The sequence below is a fragment of the Rhizorhabdus phycosphaerae genome (assembly GCF_011044255.1).
GTDB lineage: Bacteria > Pseudomonadota > Alphaproteobacteria > Sphingomonadales > Sphingomonadaceae > Rhizorhabdus > Rhizorhabdus phycosphaerae.
In genome coordinates, this window is record NZ_CP049107.1 from 1947501 (window position 1) to 1961723 (window position 14223).

14 protein-coding genes (1 of these 14 cut by a window edge) are annotated in these 14223 nt (G+C 66.7%); 6 read left to right on the forward strand and 8 right to left on the reverse strand.

What is annotated here, in order from left to right:
* Window positions 1–348: the beginning of a polysaccharide biosynthesis/export family protein gene (locus G6P88_RS08970; protein ID WP_165322837.1), read on the reverse strand. Its footprint begins 843 nt before the window's first position; only the first 348 of its 1191 coding nucleotides appear in the window; its start codon is at window positions 346–348; its stop codon lies off the left edge, out of view.
* A gap of 118 nt (window positions 349–466) precedes the next feature.
* Window positions 467–1129: an ABC transporter ATP-binding protein gene (locus G6P88_RS08975; RefSeq protein WP_165322838.1), complete on the reverse strand. Its 663-nt coding sequence runs from the start codon at window positions 1127–1129 to the stop codon at window positions 467–469.
* Window positions 1130–1262: 133 nt separating this feature from the next.
* Here G6P88_RS08975 and G6P88_RS08980 point away from each other — a divergent pair, with 133 nt between their 5' ends.
* Together G6P88_RS08980 and G6P88_RS08985 are read left to right on the forward strand one after the other, a co-directional pair.
* Window positions 1263–2381: a glycosyltransferase family 4 protein gene (locus tag G6P88_RS08980; RefSeq protein ID WP_226946791.1), complete on the forward strand. Its 1119-nt coding sequence runs from the start codon at window positions 1263–1265 to the stop codon at window positions 2379–2381.
* A gap of 67 nt (window positions 2382–2448) precedes the next feature.
* Window positions 2449–3765, forward strand: a complete 1317-nt coding sequence (locus G6P88_RS08985; protein ID WP_165322840.1) for a glycosyltransferase family 4 protein — start codon at window positions 2449–2451, stop codon at window positions 3763–3765.
* Here G6P88_RS08985 and kdsA read toward each other — a convergent pair.
* The 3 genes from kdsA to G6P88_RS09000 form a co-directional block, all read right to left on the reverse strand.
* Window positions 3756–4607: a 3-deoxy-8-phosphooctulonate synthase gene (gene kdsA / locus G6P88_RS08990; protein WP_165322841.1), complete on the reverse strand. Its 852-nt coding sequence runs from the start codon at window positions 4605–4607 to the stop codon at window positions 3756–3758. The genes G6P88_RS08985 and kdsA overlap by 10 nt on opposite strands.
* Window positions 4608–4668: 61 nt before the next feature.
* A complete protein-coding gene (mdoH, locus tag G6P88_RS08995; protein WP_226946792.1) occupies window positions 4669–6549 on the reverse strand; it encodes a glucans biosynthesis glucosyltransferase MdoH in 1881 nt (626 codons plus the stop codon).
* 117 nt (window positions 6550–6666) lie between these two features.
* Complete coding sequence (locus G6P88_RS09000) at window positions 6667–8208, reverse strand: OpgD/OpgG family glucan biosynthesis protein (protein ID WP_165322843.1); 1542 nt, start codon at window positions 8206–8208, stop codon at window positions 6667–6669.
* A 247-nt stretch (window positions 8209–8455) separates the two neighbouring features.
* Here G6P88_RS09000 and G6P88_RS09005 point away from each other — a divergent pair, with 247 nt between their 5' ends.
* From G6P88_RS09005 to G6P88_RS09015, 3 genes are all read left to right on the forward strand, one after another.
* Window positions 8456–8704: an AbrB/MazE/SpoVT family DNA-binding domain-containing protein gene (locus tag G6P88_RS09005; RefSeq protein WP_165322844.1), complete on the forward strand. Its 249-nt coding sequence runs from the start codon at window positions 8456–8458 to the stop codon at window positions 8702–8704.
* Window positions 8697–9086: a type II toxin-antitoxin system VapC family toxin gene (locus tag G6P88_RS09010; RefSeq protein WP_165322845.1), complete on the forward strand. Its 390-nt coding sequence runs from the start codon at window positions 8697–8699 to the stop codon at window positions 9084–9086. Before G6P88_RS09005 ends, G6P88_RS09010 begins: the two co-directional genes overlap by 8 nt.
* Window positions 9087–9376: 290 nt before the next feature.
* Window positions 9377–10003, forward strand: coding sequence for a hypothetical protein (locus tag G6P88_RS09015; RefSeq protein WP_206335908.1), 627 nt, complete (start codon window positions 9377–9379; stop codon window positions 10001–10003).
* Between the two features lie 111 nt (window positions 10004–10114).
* On the opposite strand, the gene G6P88_RS09020 is transcribed toward G6P88_RS09015, so the two are convergent.
* Both G6P88_RS09020 and G6P88_RS09025 read right to left on the reverse strand, forming a co-directional pair.
* Complete coding sequence (locus G6P88_RS09020) at window positions 10115–10951, reverse strand: SDR family oxidoreductase (RefSeq protein WP_165322847.1); 837 nt, start codon at window positions 10949–10951, stop codon at window positions 10115–10117.
* The gene (locus G6P88_RS09025) at window positions 10948–11307 is read right to left on the reverse strand and encodes a nuclear transport factor 2 family protein (RefSeq protein WP_165322848.1); all 360 of its coding nucleotides are present in this window, start codon (window positions 11305–11307) and stop codon (window positions 10948–10950) included. The genes G6P88_RS09020 and G6P88_RS09025 overlap by 4 nt, the downstream gene beginning before the upstream one ends.
* A 115-nt stretch (window positions 11308–11422) precedes the next feature.
* Here G6P88_RS09025 and G6P88_RS09030 point away from each other — a divergent pair, with 115 nt between their 5' ends.
* Entirely contained in the window at window positions 11423–12328 is a 906-nt protein-coding gene (locus G6P88_RS09030; RefSeq protein ID WP_425594482.1) for a LysR family transcriptional regulator, read from the forward strand.
* A gap of 17 nt (window positions 12329–12345) precedes the next feature.
* Here G6P88_RS09030 and G6P88_RS09035 read toward each other — a convergent pair whose 3' ends face one another.
* A complete protein-coding gene (locus tag G6P88_RS09035) occupies window positions 12346–14223 on the reverse strand; it encodes an ABC-F family ATP-binding cassette domain-containing protein (protein ID WP_165322849.1) in 1878 nt (625 codons plus the stop codon).

Sequence of the window (14223 nt, forward strand, 5' to 3'; positions counted from 1 at the left end):
GCCGGTGACGTTCTGCGTGCTCGCGCCGAACAAGGTCATGCCGACTTCATAGATGTTGACCTGCAGCGCGTCCCCGGGAGCGATGCGATCCACCCGCCCTTCACGCGACAGCGATGCCAACTGGCCAACGCCCCTACCCGCCGGCTGCACCGCCAGCAGCCGCTTGAACGCCGCTCCGTCGAGATCGACCACCTCGAACTTCAGCTCCGCCGCCGGATCCTTGGCCCCGCGCATCACCTGACTGCCGGTCGGTCCACTCGATGGGAGCGTTGCGCAGCCGGACAGAAGGACCGCCAGGATCGACACCGAGCCGATCGTTCGAAGGCGGAGAGTACGGCTGAACTGCATGGCGGACCTTATGTCGTGAAGGATGGATCGGGATGGCGGCGAGGAGAAACGCCCGGGCGACAGGGCCGTCAAGCGCAAATCCGCATCGAGGACGGCAGAGCGGGCTCCCGGTACGAGGTCATGCGGCGCGCATCTGGAGGCCGTGATGCACCTCACAGGCTTCGGCCACGCTGTCGTAGAAGGTCAGGTTGCCGCCGTAGAGCACCGCGCCGCGCTCGCAATATTGCTGCAAGGTGTGGGGATCGTGCGACACCATAACCAGCGTGCCTTCGGCACGACGCTTCATCAGTTCTTCCTGCGAGCGCTGCCTGAAGCGCTCGTCGCCCGCGCTGGTAACCTCGTCGATCAGATAACAGTCGAAGTTGATCGCCAGCGATATGCCGAACGCCAATCGCCCGACCATGCCCGACGAATAGGTGAGCACCGGCTGGTGAAAATAGGGCCCGAGCTGAGCGAAATCCTCGACATAGTCGAGCACCTGCTGCTCGGGCTGCCGATAAATGCGCGCGATGAAGCGGACATTGTCGCTGCCGGTCATGTTGGACTGGAAGGCACTGGCATAGCCGATTGGCCAGCTGGTGGTCATGCTCCGCTCGATCCGCCCTCCGGTCGGATGCTCGACGCCCGCGATTAGGCGCATCAGCGTCGATTTGCCCGCACCATTGGCTCCGCAGATGCCGATGCTCTCGCCGCGGCGAATCTCGAAGCTGAGATTGCTGAAAACCTGCTTGCTGAATTTGCGGATGTGGTAGGTCTTCGAAACATTGTCGAAGCGGATCATTCGAACGGCCTTCTTTCCATCACGCAACACGGACCGACAAAATGCTGGACGGGCGACGCCCCGCCTGCAATGCCCCAGAGCATAGACGATGGCTGCGCAAACGCAAAACCCCCGCTTCGCGATTGACGGCCGCATGCTCGATCGCCCCGGCACAGGCGTCGCGACATATGCCAAGGCGCTCCATGACGCCCTGCACCGCCTCGGACGCCCGATCGAACGCATCGCCGACCCCAGTTGTGGCCGCCCGATGGAGCGGGCGCCGCGGGCAGACCGCTGGCTTCGCTGGGCGGACGCGGCCATCGAACGGCCGCGAGCGCTGAACGCCAGAAGATCGGACGCAGGTCGGCAGCTCTGGGGCCGGGACCTGTTCCGGCTGGCGCAGGTACATTTCGATCTGCATGGGACGCTTCTCGATGTACGAACCGAGGGCGATCCCGGCGTCGTTCACTGGACCTACCCTCTGCCGATCCGGCTCGAAGGCTGGACCAATATCTATACGGTCCACGACGCGATCCCCCTACTGCACCCGGAGCTCAGCCAGATCGACGCCACGCGCCACAAGGCTCTGCTCGACGCGATCGCGCTGCGGGCGGAGCACCTGATCACCGTATCCGACGCCGCCCGCGACGACATCGTCACCGCTCTCGGCTGCGAACCCGACCGGGTCTCGGCCTGCCCGCCGGGCCTCGAAGCCGCGATGGCCGACGCGGCCCTGCCGCCAGAGCTCGACGCCGGACGCTTCCTGCTCGCGGTGGGCAGCGTCGAGCCCCGCAAGAATCTCGCACGCATGGTCGAGGCCTGGCGGCGCAGCGGAACCGCTCTCCCGCTCGTGATCGCCGGCCCCGACGGATGGCGCGCCGACGAGATTCGACCGGTGCTGGAGAGCGTGCCCGGACTGATCCGCATGCCCTATGTCGAGCGACCGGTCCTGCTGGCCATGATCGCTTCTGCCCGCGCATTGCTGTTTCCGACCCTTGCCGAGGGATTTGGTCTTCCGATCATCGAGGCGATGCAGGCAGGTACGCCGGTCCTCACCTCGCGCGCGGGCGCAACAGAAGAAGTCGCTGGCGGCGCCGCGCTTCTTGTCGATCCGAACTCAGTCGACGATATCTCCACCGCGATCGGCCGGCTGGAGGACGATGCGCTGCTCGACCGGCTTCGGGCAGCCGGCGCCGTGCGAGCGCGGCATTTCACCCTCGACGCGTTCGCCGATCGGCTCGACGCGCTCCACCGCCGCCTGGGAGCAGCCTGACCGCCCGAACTGGCAAAAACCACTAGGACGGTCTACTCGCCGGACAGGACGGACGGAACGGATGCGGATGACAAGGCTCAGCATTGGAATAGACGGCTTCAACCTCGCCCTGCCGCGTGGCACGGGCGTCGCCACCTATGGCTTCGGTCTGGCCCAGGCGATCCGCGACATGGGGCATGAGACGCTGGGCGTGTTCGGCGTGGAGATCGGCAAGCGGGCGGATACGCACGAACTGGTCTTCTATGATAATGTCGGACGCGAGCGTCCGCCGGAGACACGGCGCCAGCGCCGCCAGCGTACCCGGCACGAGCTGCTGCAGATGCTGCGCTCTGTGACGGCGATCGAAGTGCCGACGACCGACAAGGTGGAGAAGCGCGCCTTTGCCGAGAAGCTTCCCGCGTTCGACCGGCTCGTCAGCCTGGGCGGGCTGTTCGAGATCGGCGATCGCCGGCTGCGCCACCTGGACCGCTTTCTGACGCTGCATGTCCCCAATCCGCCCGACATCATGCACTGGACCTATCCGGTGCCGGTGCGCATGGCCGGCGCGAAGAACATCTATACGCTGCATGATCTGGTGCCGCTGAAGCTGCCCTACACGACGCTCGACCGGAAGGATGACTATCACCGCCTGATCCGCCACTGCGTCGCGAGCGCGGACCATATCTGCACCGTGTCGGAATCGAGCCGCGACGACATCCTCCAGCTCTTTCCCGGCATATCTGCCGAGAAGGTCACGAACAGCTACCAGACCGCGCCGGTTCCCCCCGCGATCCTGGACCGCGATCCGGCCGAGGATGCCCGCTTCGTCGAGGGAATGTTCGGGCTGGGTCATCGCGACTATTTCCTCTTTTTCGGCGCGCTCGATCCGAAGAAGAATCTGGTCCGGATCATCGAGGCCTATCTGACGAGCCAATCGAAAACGCCGCTGGTGATCGTCGGCGCCCGGCACTGGGGCACCGAACAGGAGAGCCGCCTGTTCGGCGGCGGCGGCATAGCGCTCTACGGCGGGCCCACCGCGCAGGGCATCCGCCAGCTCGACTATCTGCCGCGTTCGATCCTGTTGCGCCTCGCGCGCGGGGCGAAGGCGGTGTTGTTCCCGTCGCTCTACGAGGGTTTCGGCCTGCCTGCGCTCGAATCGATCCGGCTCGGCACCCCGGTCATCTCGTCGACGACGAGCTCGCTACCCGAAGTGGTGGGAGAGGCCGGGCTGCTAGTCGACCCCTATGACAGCAATGCGATCGCGGAGGCGATCCGGGCGCTCGACACCAATCCGGCGATCGCCCAGCGGCTGATCGATGCAGGTCCGGCACAGATCGCGAAGTTCAGCGAGGATGCCTATCGGCAGCGCCTCGCCGCGATGTACGCGCGCGTGCTTCAGGCCTGATCGGGCCAGCGCCGGCGCGCCTCGATGCCGTGCGCGTCGAGCGCCTGCAATTCGGCCAGCAGCGGCTCGAGCCGGTCGAGCGGCCAGGCGTTGGGGCCGTCCGACAGGGCATTGGCCGGATCGGGGTGCGTCTCCATGAAGAGGCCGGCGACGCCCACCGCGACCGCGCCGCGCGCCAGCACCGGAACATAGTCGCGCTGTCCGCCCGACGAGGCGCCGAGCCCGCCCGGAAGCTGGACCGAATGGGTCGCATCGAACACCACCGGACAGCCCGTGTCGCGCATGATCACCAGCCCGCGCAGATCGGTGACGAGGTTGTTATAGCCAAAGGACGTGCCGCGCTCGGTTACGAGAATGCGCGCCTCACGCCCCGCCGCCTCTGCCGCAGTGCGTGCCTTGGCGACGACATGGGTCATGTCGTGCGGCGCCATGAACTGCGCCTTCTTGATATTGGCGACCTTGCCGCACGCGCCGGCGGCCTCGATCAGGTCGGTCTGCCGCGCCAGGAAGGCGGGCGTCTGGACGATATCGACCACCTGTGACGCGGCACGGACCTGCTCCGCATCATGGACGTCGGTCAGCAGCGGCAAACCGGTTTCGGTCCGCACCTTCTCCAGGATGCGCAAGCCCTCATCGAGGCCGGGACCGCGGAAGGAGGCATTGGAGCTGCGGTTCGCCTTGTCGAACGAGCTCTTGAACACCATCAGCATGCCGAGCCGGTCGGCGATCGCCCGCAGCCTTTCGGCGACCCCGAGCACCAGCGCCTCGGATTCGATGACGCAGGGGCCCGCGATCACGAAAAGCGGTTCGTTCAGCCCGACCGGGCGGCCCAGCACATCCATCGTCAGTCCCTTTGCACCGCGACCGGCAGCGGCCGGTGGTGCCGGCTTCTAGGCCCGGCGCTCAACCCTGCGCAATCGCAAAGCGCGGGCCGAGGACCAGATCGGCGGGCTGCTCGCCCGGGGCCTCCTCGAAATGGCGATGATCTGCGGGGGAGAGCAGCCAGCCGCGCCGCACCAGCCAGTCGCCGACATCGCCGCGTGCGGTGAGCCAGACCGAAGCGGGCGACAAAACCAGGCCGACCGCAACGGGCAGCGTCCAGATCATCCCGTCGATACCGACGACCATTGCGGCGGTCAGCGCGAGACCCAGCAGGATATGCCAACGATAGAAGCGAACGACTTCGCCGAAGTCGAGCCCGTCCACCTCCCGCCGCTGCGGCAACCAGCCACTGCGCCGGCCGCGCAAGATGTCGACGATGGCGAAGGTCTGGGTGAGCATCGTGACCGGCGCCATGACGACCGAGATCAGGATTTCGAGCAGCGTGCCCTTCGCGACGGTGCGCCACCCGCCCATCTGCCGCAACAGATCGCGGTCGAGCGGCAGCGAGAGCAGGGCCGCAACCTTCGGCCCGAGCAGCATCAGCAGTGTCAGCCCGAGCAGCCAGCCCGAGGAGATCAGCACATAGCCGTCGAAATCGGCGCGTAGCGTCTCGAAGATCGCGGCGGCGATCAGCAACAGCCAGAGCGGTGAGGTCAGATAGGCGGAGGCCCCCATCAGCAGCTGCAGCCGGTTGACCCAGTGAAAGCCCGCCGTGTCGAGCAGGCGGAGATGCTGCAGATTGCCTTGGCACCAGCGCCGGTCGCGGATCGAATGATCGATCATCGTCGGCGGAAATTCCTCATAGCTACCTTCGGGCATGGCCACCATGTGGACCGCCCAGCCGCGCCGCCGCAGCAGAGCCGCCTCGACCATGTCATGGCTCATGATATGGCCGCCGAGCAGGCTGCCTTCGGGCAGTTCGGGCAGGCCGCAGCTTTCGGCAAAGGCGCGCACGCGGATCAGCGCATTATGCCCCCAGAAGGTCGACTCGGTGCCGGACCACCAGCGCAGCCCGGCCGAGGCGACCGGACCGTAGAGTGCCGAGGCGAACTGGTGCCAGCGCGCGAACATGGTGTGGCCGTTGATCAGCTGCGGCACCGTCTGGAGCAGCGCGATCGAGGGGCGTGCCTCCATCGCGCTGGCGAGCCGGGCCATCGCCGCACCGCTCATCAGGCTGTCGGCATCGAGCACGAGCATGAAATCATAGCCGCCGCCGAAGCGCCGGACCCAGTCGGCGATGTTGCCCGGCTTGCGCGCGGTGTTCTGGCGCCGGCGGCGGTAGTAGACGCACGAGGCGGCATCTTCGGTCAGGCGGCGAAAGGCGAGATATTCGCGCGCATAGGCGGATTCGTGCGAATCGCTGAGGACGAAGAAGTCGAACCTGTCGGCAGCACCGATCTTCTCGACCGATTCGACCATCGAACGCAGGCGGCGAAAGACCGCCCCGACCTCTTCATTGTAGATCGGCATCAGCACCGCAGTGCGCGCGCGGGGCAGGACGAGCGGGCTGCGTCCGACCGTCTCGACCGGGCCGCGCCCCAGCATCACGAACAGCCCGGCGACTGCGGTCAGGAAGCCGAAGGCGATCCAGGCGAACAACCCGAAGAAGAGCAGGAAGAAGCCGGCATCGATCCAGTCGATGCCGTCCGAGCGCAGCGGCGTGAACATTTCCTGCGCGGCGAGCAGCCCGAACAGGAAACTGCCGACGATAAGAAACAGGCGGCGCTGGACGAGCGGACCGACATAACCGATCGGCTCCTCCTGCCCGCCGGGCGGCAGGCGGCGCAGATCCTGCACGGGCATGTTCAGCGGCGCTTCCGGCGGAAGGTCCGGCTTCGTCCTTTGCCCGGAACCGGGCGTCGTGGGGCGACGGGGATCGTCTTCGGGTCGGTACAAGCTCACACTCTCATGTCGTTCGCGGCACCGCCCGAGCGGCGCCGAAGTTGCACGTCGTTCAGCCTATGAGGTCCCCAACGCGGGGGCCCATGGCAGGTTTCGTCGGCAAGCGACAGGCCATGATCAGCCGAACTGGTGGATGAGCGTCTCGCTGAGCGGCGAACCGCCTTTTTCGAGGGTTGCCCGGAGATTGGCGCTCCCGGGCTGCTGCGCCACGTCGACGATCAGCCGCCAGCGCGCGCTCTGCCCTACCACCGGATAGGCTGCCACGCTCAATAGTCTGCCGCGATCGACCGAGACCGACGGGATCACGCCCGAGCCACGATCGAGTCCCTTGAGCGCCGGACCGGCAAAATCGACCACCAGCCGGCTTGCGCCTGCGATCGGCTCGGTCCCTGGACGCCCGGCGATGCCGGTCCAGCGATCGACCACGCGGGCGAGCGGCCCGGCATCGGGCTCGCCGCCGATCCAGCGCAGGCGATAGTCGAACGAGAGGCGCGTCCCCGCGCGGGCCGGCGCCTTGGGCGTCCAGAAGGCGACGATATTGTCGTCGGTCTCGCGCCGGGTCGGAATCTCGTAGAGCATCACCGAGCCGGGCCCCCAATCACCCTTAGGCTCGACCCACAGGCTTGGGCGCTTTTCGTAGAAGACGCCGTCGTCCTGATAATGGTCGAAGGCGCGGTCGCGCTGGAAAAGACCATAGGCGCTGGCACCGCGATCATCCGCGAACAGGTTCACTGTCGGCCGGTCGGGATTGCGCAGGGGGCGCCACAGCCGCTCGCCGGCCCGGTTGTGAATCAGCAGCCCATCCGAATCGTGGATCTCGGGCCGCCAGTCGATCCGCGCCTGCGGATTGCCCTCGTCATACCAGAACATGCTCGTGAGCGGGGCGATGCCCAGCCGTTCGACGTCGCGGCGCAGGAACAGAATAGCGGAGATGTCCTGGACAACGGCATCGCGCCCCTTGGTGCACACGAAGCGATAGGCGCCGGTCAGGCTCGCCCCTTCGAGCAAGGCATAGATCGTAAGCCCTGCCCCGGTCCGCTCGAGCCAGAAAGCGGTGAAGGCAGGAAATTCCTCGCGCCCGTCAATGCCGGTGTCGATCGCGACACCGCGCGCCGAGAGGCCATATTGGTCGAGCGGACCGGCCGAGCGGAAATAGGAGGCCCCCTGAAAGGCGAGCCAGTCCCCCACCCCGCCCCGGTTCATCACGCGGAAACCGGACACCCCGGGCAGCACCTGCGGCGCGGGCCCCTCCCCAGGGGCCACCTCGAACATATCCTCGCTATGCTCGATCGGACGGGCGGTCCCCTTGTCGACGACGAACAGGTCGACAGGCGTCGGTGCATAGCGGCCCAGCGGGAAGAGCCTCACCGCATGGCCGTCATCGGCGAACAGTCCACGATCCTCGCGGAAGCGAATCCGGTTGGCGGCATCATAGTCGACCGAATGGGTGCGCGGGTCGGCCTGGTGGGGCGGGCGGGCGGGTCGGCGCGACAGGCGTTCTGCCTCGGATTGAAGCCAGGCCCAATCGAAGGGCTGGGCCGCACCGAGAGCCGGCAGAATGGGACGGCCGGAACGCCGGGAGGGCGCTGCCGCGAGAGCCGGCCCGCCGACCGTCATCAGCGTGCCGAGCAGCGCCAGGATTTCACGTCTGTCGAACATCTTCACCCGATATGAGTCGTTTCGGTTCCGGAGGATAGACCCCTATGCCTCGCGAAAGTTCCTGTAGCGCGCCAAGCTGAACTGACGCTGTAACGCCCGCTGGCGACCCGATCCCGCGCCGGGCAAGCGGTGTGGGGCAATACCCACAGATTGAAGGCCAAGCCTGGCCAATGTCAGAAATAAGAAGACTGTATATAAAGCAAGATCTGTATATTGAATGATCATCTGTACCACGATAGGAATCGGCATGAACGCGCAGCGCGGTAGATTGGTGAGCGGCGGGCGGTTGCAGGTTCCAGCCGACATGCGGCGCGCCCTCGGCCTTGCCGATGGTGACCAGGTATTGTTGCGAATCGTGGACGGCGAACTGCACGTGCGACCGGTGCATAATGCGCTGGGGAGAGTGCAGGACCGGCTGCGGGCCCATCTTATCGCCGGGACCAGCCTTTCCGAGGAACTGATCGCGGATCGTCGGCGCGCTTCCGAGCATGAGTGAGGTTCGCTATGTGCTCGACGCCTCAGCTTTGCTGGCGGCAATGCTGGGAGAGCGCGGAGCGCAGCTCGTCGAAGCGCATTTTTCCAGCGCGTGCATCAGCGCCGTGAATCTGTCCGAAGTCGTCGCCAAATTGTCCGAGCGCGGCGTGCCAGACGCTGCGGTTCAGGAGAGCCTCGCAGATCTCGACCTGGACGTTCGGGACTTCGACACGGCGCAGGCAATGCGCGCGGGGAGCCTGCGCAACCTCACCAAGTCGAAGGGTCTGTCGTTGGGCGACAGGGCGTGCCTCGCCCTGGCGGGTGAGTTGAATGCCGTCGCTCTGACCACCGATGAGGCTTGGGCGGATATCGAGCTTGGCATCGCAGTCGAACTGGCACGGTGATCCGCCCAAACAGCAAGGGTAGCCATGACGATGCGTGCGGCCCTCTTGGCGATTAGATGAAGGTACCGAGATCAGCAGCAGATGTCCTCTTTGGACGCTGCGCGCTTCAGGATCAGTCACAGAGTCGCCCTGGCGGTACAGACGCGGGATCGGAAAACCACACCCCCAGAGGCGAAATGCTCCATAACGGACACATCTCCGCATAAGGCCTTTGCCAGACCGCGTTGACCGGCGGACAGGCGGCGGCAAAGAGGGCGCATCGTTCCGCAGGGGAACGAGGGGGAATTTTCATGAAGGCGAATTACGGTTTTCTGCCGCTTTGCGCGGCCTTTCTTGCTGCGCCATGCCTGGCGCAAACGGCTCCGGCGCCGACGCCGCCGATGACGACCGCGCAGGCCGTGGCCGTGCTGGAGACACCCGCGCAGGCGAACATCCTGCGCGCGGGGACCGAAATCCCACTGCTGCTGCGCGAGCAATTGACGACCAAGGAGAAGAAGCTGCGCGTGGGCCAGCGCGTGCAGCTGGAAGTCGGATCGAATGTCAGCGTCAACGGAGTTGTCGTGATCCCGGCCGGAACGCCGGCCGTCGGCGAACTGACCGAGGTCCGCAACAAGGGCATGTGGGGCAAGTCGGGCTATATCGGCGCCCGCGTTTTGTCGCTGCGCCTGGGGGACCGTCATGTCCGGCTCACCGGAACGTTCGACGACAAGGGCGTCACCGGAACCGGCGGTGTCGTCGCTGCAGTCGCGCTCATCCCCGTCGCCGGCTTTTTCACCACGGGCACCAGCGCGATGATTCCGCTGGGTGCGGCGGTGAAGTCCTTCCTTGACGAGGACGTTCCCTTCCGGGCGGCGCCTGCCGGCGCGCAGCCGATCGAGCTTCCTGCGGCGGGTGGCCAGCCGACCCCCAGCCGTTAAGATGTACGTGGTGGCGGCACGCTGCGCGGACCGCCACCACCCAGAAACAAGAAGACGCTGCGAGACGGTTCAACCACCGCAGACTTTGCCAGCGTCTTTGAGCCGTCCCCCTCACACCGTCGGAATCGTCCCCCCGTCGATCACAAATTCGGCGCCGGTGATCGCGGCTGCGCGGTCGGAGGCCAGAAAGGCGATCAGGCTGGCGACCTCATCGGGGCGGGACGGGCGGCCGAGCGGTATGCCGCCGAGCGACGCCATGATCCGGCGCCGGCCGTCTTCGATATCCTCTCCATGCTCCGCAGCGACCCGGCGGGCGAGTTCAACCGAGGCCTCTGTCTCGATCCAGCCGGGGGCGACGCGCAACACGCGGACGCCGGCAGGCGCGACTTCCTTGGAAAGGCTCTTGCTATAGGCCGATAGCGCCGCTTTCGCGGCGGCATAGCCGGTCGTCGCCTCGGGTAGCGGCAGCCTGCTCTGGATCGAGCTGACGTGGATCACGACGCCGTCGCGCCGCGCCACCATGTCGGGCACCAGCGCGCGATCGAGCCTGACCGCCGCCATGAGATTCAGATCCAGTTCTTGTTGCCAGATCGCATCGGACAAGGCCGCAAAACCGCCTGCGGGAGCGGACGAACCGCCGAGCATATGGACGAGGATGTCGACACCACCCAGCCGCTCGCGCACCGCATCGGCGAGAAGCGTACAGCCCTCAGCCGTGGACAGATCTGCGGTCACCTGCATGTCCGCCGGCAGGTCGGGAGATGGCGCGCGCGCCGCTGTCAGGACCTGCGCCCCCAGCCTGCGCAACAGCGCGACCGTCGCCGCCCCGGCCCCGCGCGTGCCCGAGGTGACGAGCGCGCGCCTGCCGGCAAGGGTCAGAAAAGGCTCGTCCTGCCGATCCGAAGCGTCGGCGGCGCCGGGCGGAAGAAGCGGGGGCCGCGCGGTCATGGACGGATCTCCAGCGCCGCGATGCGGTCTCCGACGAGCCGGAAGATATAGCGCAGGTCGACCGGGCTGCCGGGGAAATCGCCGACGAGGTGGCTCGTGACAATGATACGACCATCCTCTTCGGAAATGGCGAAGGGCGTGGAGGTGTAGCGGTAAGCGCGAGATGCGCCCGCCTTCCAGGCCAGGATCTCATCGATACCGACATGGTCGCGTCCTTCATCGCGGACGACGGCGTCGGCGACAAAGCAGTTCGCGAGCGCATCGATGTCGCCGTCGCGATCGGCCGCGAAATAATCATGGATCACCGACGGCAGGTCGGGTCCGCTGCTGACAGGCTGGGAATCGGTGGCATTCATGGTCGTCCTCCTTCGAGCGCCGGCAGCCGCCGGTCATGCATCCCAGATAGGGCTGGACGACCGTCCCGATAATAGCGACATATTGGGACGTACTATTTCATAAATCGGGACAATCATGCGCCACAGCCTGACCGATCTGGATGCAGTAATCGCGGTCGCCCGGCATCGATCCTTTCGCGCGGCGGCGGTCGAGCTCGACCTGTCGGCCACCGCGCTGAGCTACGGCATCGCCCGGATCGAAGGTGAGCTGGGTGTCAGGCTGTTCAACCGGACGACGCGCAGCGTGTCGCCCACCGATGCCGGGCGGCATTTCGTCGAGCAGGTCGCGCCGGCCCTGCGCGACATCCATGGGGCGATGGAAATGGCCCGGTCGCAGCAGAGCGTGCCGTCGGGCATGCTGCGCATCAACGCCTTCGCGACCGCCGCGCGGGAGATCGTGACGACGCTGATCCTGCCCTTCCTCGCGCGTCACCCGCAGGTCCACATCGACCTCGTAACCGAGGGCCGGCTGGTCGATATCGTCGCCGATGGATTCGACCTGGGCGTGCGGAGCGCCGACCTGGTGCCGAGCGACATGATCGCGGTACCCCTGGGGCCGCCGCGCAGCCATGCGGTCGTCGCAGCCCCCGCCTATTTCGCGCGCCATGCCCCGCCCCGCGTGCCGACCGATCTGGCCGCCAATCGCTGTATCCGCGTCCGCCTGCCCAATGGGACGCTGTTCCGCTGGCCGTTCGAGAAGGACGGCCAGACGGTACAGATCGACGTGGAAGGACCGATCACGCTGGACGAAGCGAGCCTCGCGCGGGCGGCGGTTCTGGACGGCATCGGGATAGGCTTCTTCATGGAAGCCGATGTGCGCGACGACCTCGCTGCGGGGCGGCTGGTTCGCGTGCTGGAGGACTGGACACCAGCCGGGGCGCCGCTGTCGCTTTACTACCCGGGCCGGAAGAACCCCTCGGCGGCGTTCAGGGCCTTCGTCGACCTCGCCCGCGCGCAGGCGACAGCGCGACGGCGAGGCTGACGCTTCGCCGCCTCCCCTCAGGCGGCGGTTTCGAGGGCCTCGTTCGCCTCCAGCCATTCGGCCTCGACTGCCTCCAGCTCGCGCTCGACGTCGGCGCGAAGCTTCATCAGGTCGCCGGTCGTGCGCTTCGCATCGGCGGGACTCGCCGACTTCGGGTCGAACATCGCGCGGTCGATCTCGCTGCGGCGCGCGGTGAGCGTCGCGATCCTCTCTTCCATTGCCCGGACATTCTTGCGCAGCGTGGCGAGCTGCTCGCGGGCCTGGGCCGCGGCCTTCTTGTCCTTCTTCGCGCCCTTGCCCCCGCCCGACGCGCCGTCTCCCTTGGGCTGGTTCCGGCCGAGGATCAGGTCGGTATAATCGTCGAGGGTGCCACCGAACTCCTTGGCGGTGCCGCCGTCGACCAGCACCAGCCGATCGGCGGCGAGTTCGATCATGTGGCGGTCGTGGCTGACGATCACGACGGCGCCCTCATAAGCGTTGAGCGCCTGGGCGAGCGCCTCGCGTGCGTCGACATCGAGGTGGTTGGTCGGTTCGTCGAGGATCAGCATGTGCGGCGCGTCGCGCGTGATCAGCGCCAGCGCCAGCCGGGCGCGCTCGCCACCCGACAGCTTGCCCACCTTCTGCGTCGCCCGGTCGCCCGAGAAACCGAAACGGCCGAGCTGCGCACGGACGGCGGCAGGCGTTTTGCCCGGCATGATGCGCGTCATATGCTCGAGCGGCGTATCGTCGACGTCGAGTTCCTCGACCTGATATTGGGTAAAATAGCCGACGCGCATCTTGCCGGCCGCGTTCATCGCACCGTCCATCGGCTTCAGTTGCGAGGCGATCAGGCGCGCGAGCGTGGTCTTGCCGTTGCCGTTGCGGCCCAGCAGCGCGATGCGGTCGTCGGGATCGAGCCGCAGGTTCAGCCGCTGCAGGATCGGCTTGTCCTCGACATAGCCGACGCTGGCCATGTCCAGCGTGACGAGCGGTGGCTTGAGCCCGTCGGCCGGCGACGGGAAGTCCATCGACAGGCTGGGATCCTCGGCCATCGCGACGATCGGCTGCATCTTCGCCAGCGCCTTGGCGCGCGACTGCGCCTGTTTGGCGGTCGACGCACGCGCGCTGTTGCGGGCGATATAGTCCTGCAACTTGGCGCGCTGCGCGTCCTGCGACGCCTTGGCCGCGGCGATCTGCGCCGCGCGCTCGGCGCGCTGGCGCTCGAAGCTGTCATAGCCGCCCGTGTAGAGCGTCGTCTTGCCGCCCTCCAGATGGAGGATATGGTCGACGACATTGTTGAGCAGGTCGCGCTCGTGGCTGATGATGACGATCATCGCCGGATAGCTTTTCAGGAAATTCTCGAGCCACAGGGTCGCTTCGAGGTCGAGGTGGTTCGACGGCTCGTCGAGCAGCAGCAGGTCGGGCTCGGAGAAGAGGAGCGCCGCGAGCGCGACGCGCATCTTCCAGCCGCCCGAATAGCTGTCGAGTGGACGCTGCTGCATCTCCTCGTCGAAACCGAGGCCGACGAGAATGGTCGAGGCCCGCGCCGGCGCGGTATAGGCATCGATCGCCAGCAGCCGCTCATAGACCTCACCCAGCCGGTCGGGATCCTCGCAGGTCTCGCTCTCGACGAGCAGCGCGGCGCGCTCCTTGTCGGCGGCAAGCACCGTCTCGATCGGGGTCGAAGTGCCGCTGGGCGCTTCCTGTGCGATATAGCCGATGCGCAGGTCGCGCGGCTTGTCGAGATCGCCGTCATCGGCCTCGAGCGAACCGATCATCACCTTCATCAGCGTCGACTTGCCGGCGCCGTTGCGCCCGATCAGGCCGACCCGCGCACGCGGGGGCAGTGCGGCCGAGGCGCGGTCGAGGATGGTGCGGCCACCGAGGCGGACGGTGAGATTCGAGAAGTTCAGCAT

What these genes read in the sequence shown, in the direction of transcription:
- G6P88_RS08975 (WP_165322838.1), bottom strand. Translation starts at nt 1,129, where the DNA reads ATGATCCGCTTCGACAATGTTTCGAAGACCTACCACATCCGCAAATTC.
- G6P88_RS08980 (WP_226946791.1), top strand. Translation starts at nt 1,263, where the DNA reads ATGCTCGATCGCCCCGGCACAGGCGTCGCGACATATGCCAAGGCGCTC.
- G6P88_RS08985 (WP_165322840.1), top strand. Translation starts at nt 2,449, where the DNA reads ATGACAAGGCTCAGCATTGGAATAGACGGCTTCAACCTCGCCCTGCCG.
- kdsA (WP_165322841.1), bottom strand. Translation starts at nt 4,607, where the DNA reads ATGGATGTGCTGGGCCGCCCGGTCGGGCTGAACGAACCGCTTTTCGTG.
- G6P88_RS09000 (WP_165322843.1), bottom strand. Translation starts at nt 8,208, where the DNA reads ATGTTCGACAGACGTGAAATCCTGGCGCTGCTCGGCACGCTGATGACG.
- G6P88_RS09005 (WP_165322844.1), top strand. Translation starts at nt 8,456, where the DNA reads ATGAACGCGCAGCGCGGTAGATTGGTGAGCGGCGGGCGGTTGCAGGTT.
- G6P88_RS09010 (WP_165322845.1), top strand. Translation starts at nt 8,697, where the DNA reads ATGAGTGAGGTTCGCTATGTGCTCGACGCCTCAGCTTTGCTGGCGGCA.
- G6P88_RS09015 (WP_206335908.1), top strand. Translation starts at nt 9,377, where the DNA reads ATGAAGGCGAATTACGGTTTTCTGCCGCTTTGCGCGGCCTTTCTTGCT.
- G6P88_RS09020 (WP_165322847.1), bottom strand. Translation starts at nt 10,951, where the DNA reads ATGACCGCGCGGCCCCCGCTTCTTCCGCCCGGCGCCGCCGACGCTTCG.
- G6P88_RS09025 (WP_165322848.1), bottom strand. Translation starts at nt 11,307, where the DNA reads ATGAATGCCACCGATTCCCAGCCTGTCAGCAGCGGACCCGACCTGCCG.
- G6P88_RS09030 (WP_425594482.1), top strand. Translation starts at nt 11,423, where the DNA reads ATGCGCCACAGCCTGACCGATCTGGATGCAGTAATCGCGGTCGCCCGG.
- G6P88_RS09035 (WP_165322849.1), bottom strand. Translation starts at nt 14,223, where the DNA reads ATGCTGAACTTCTCGAATCTCACCGTCCGCCTCGGTGGCCGCACCATC.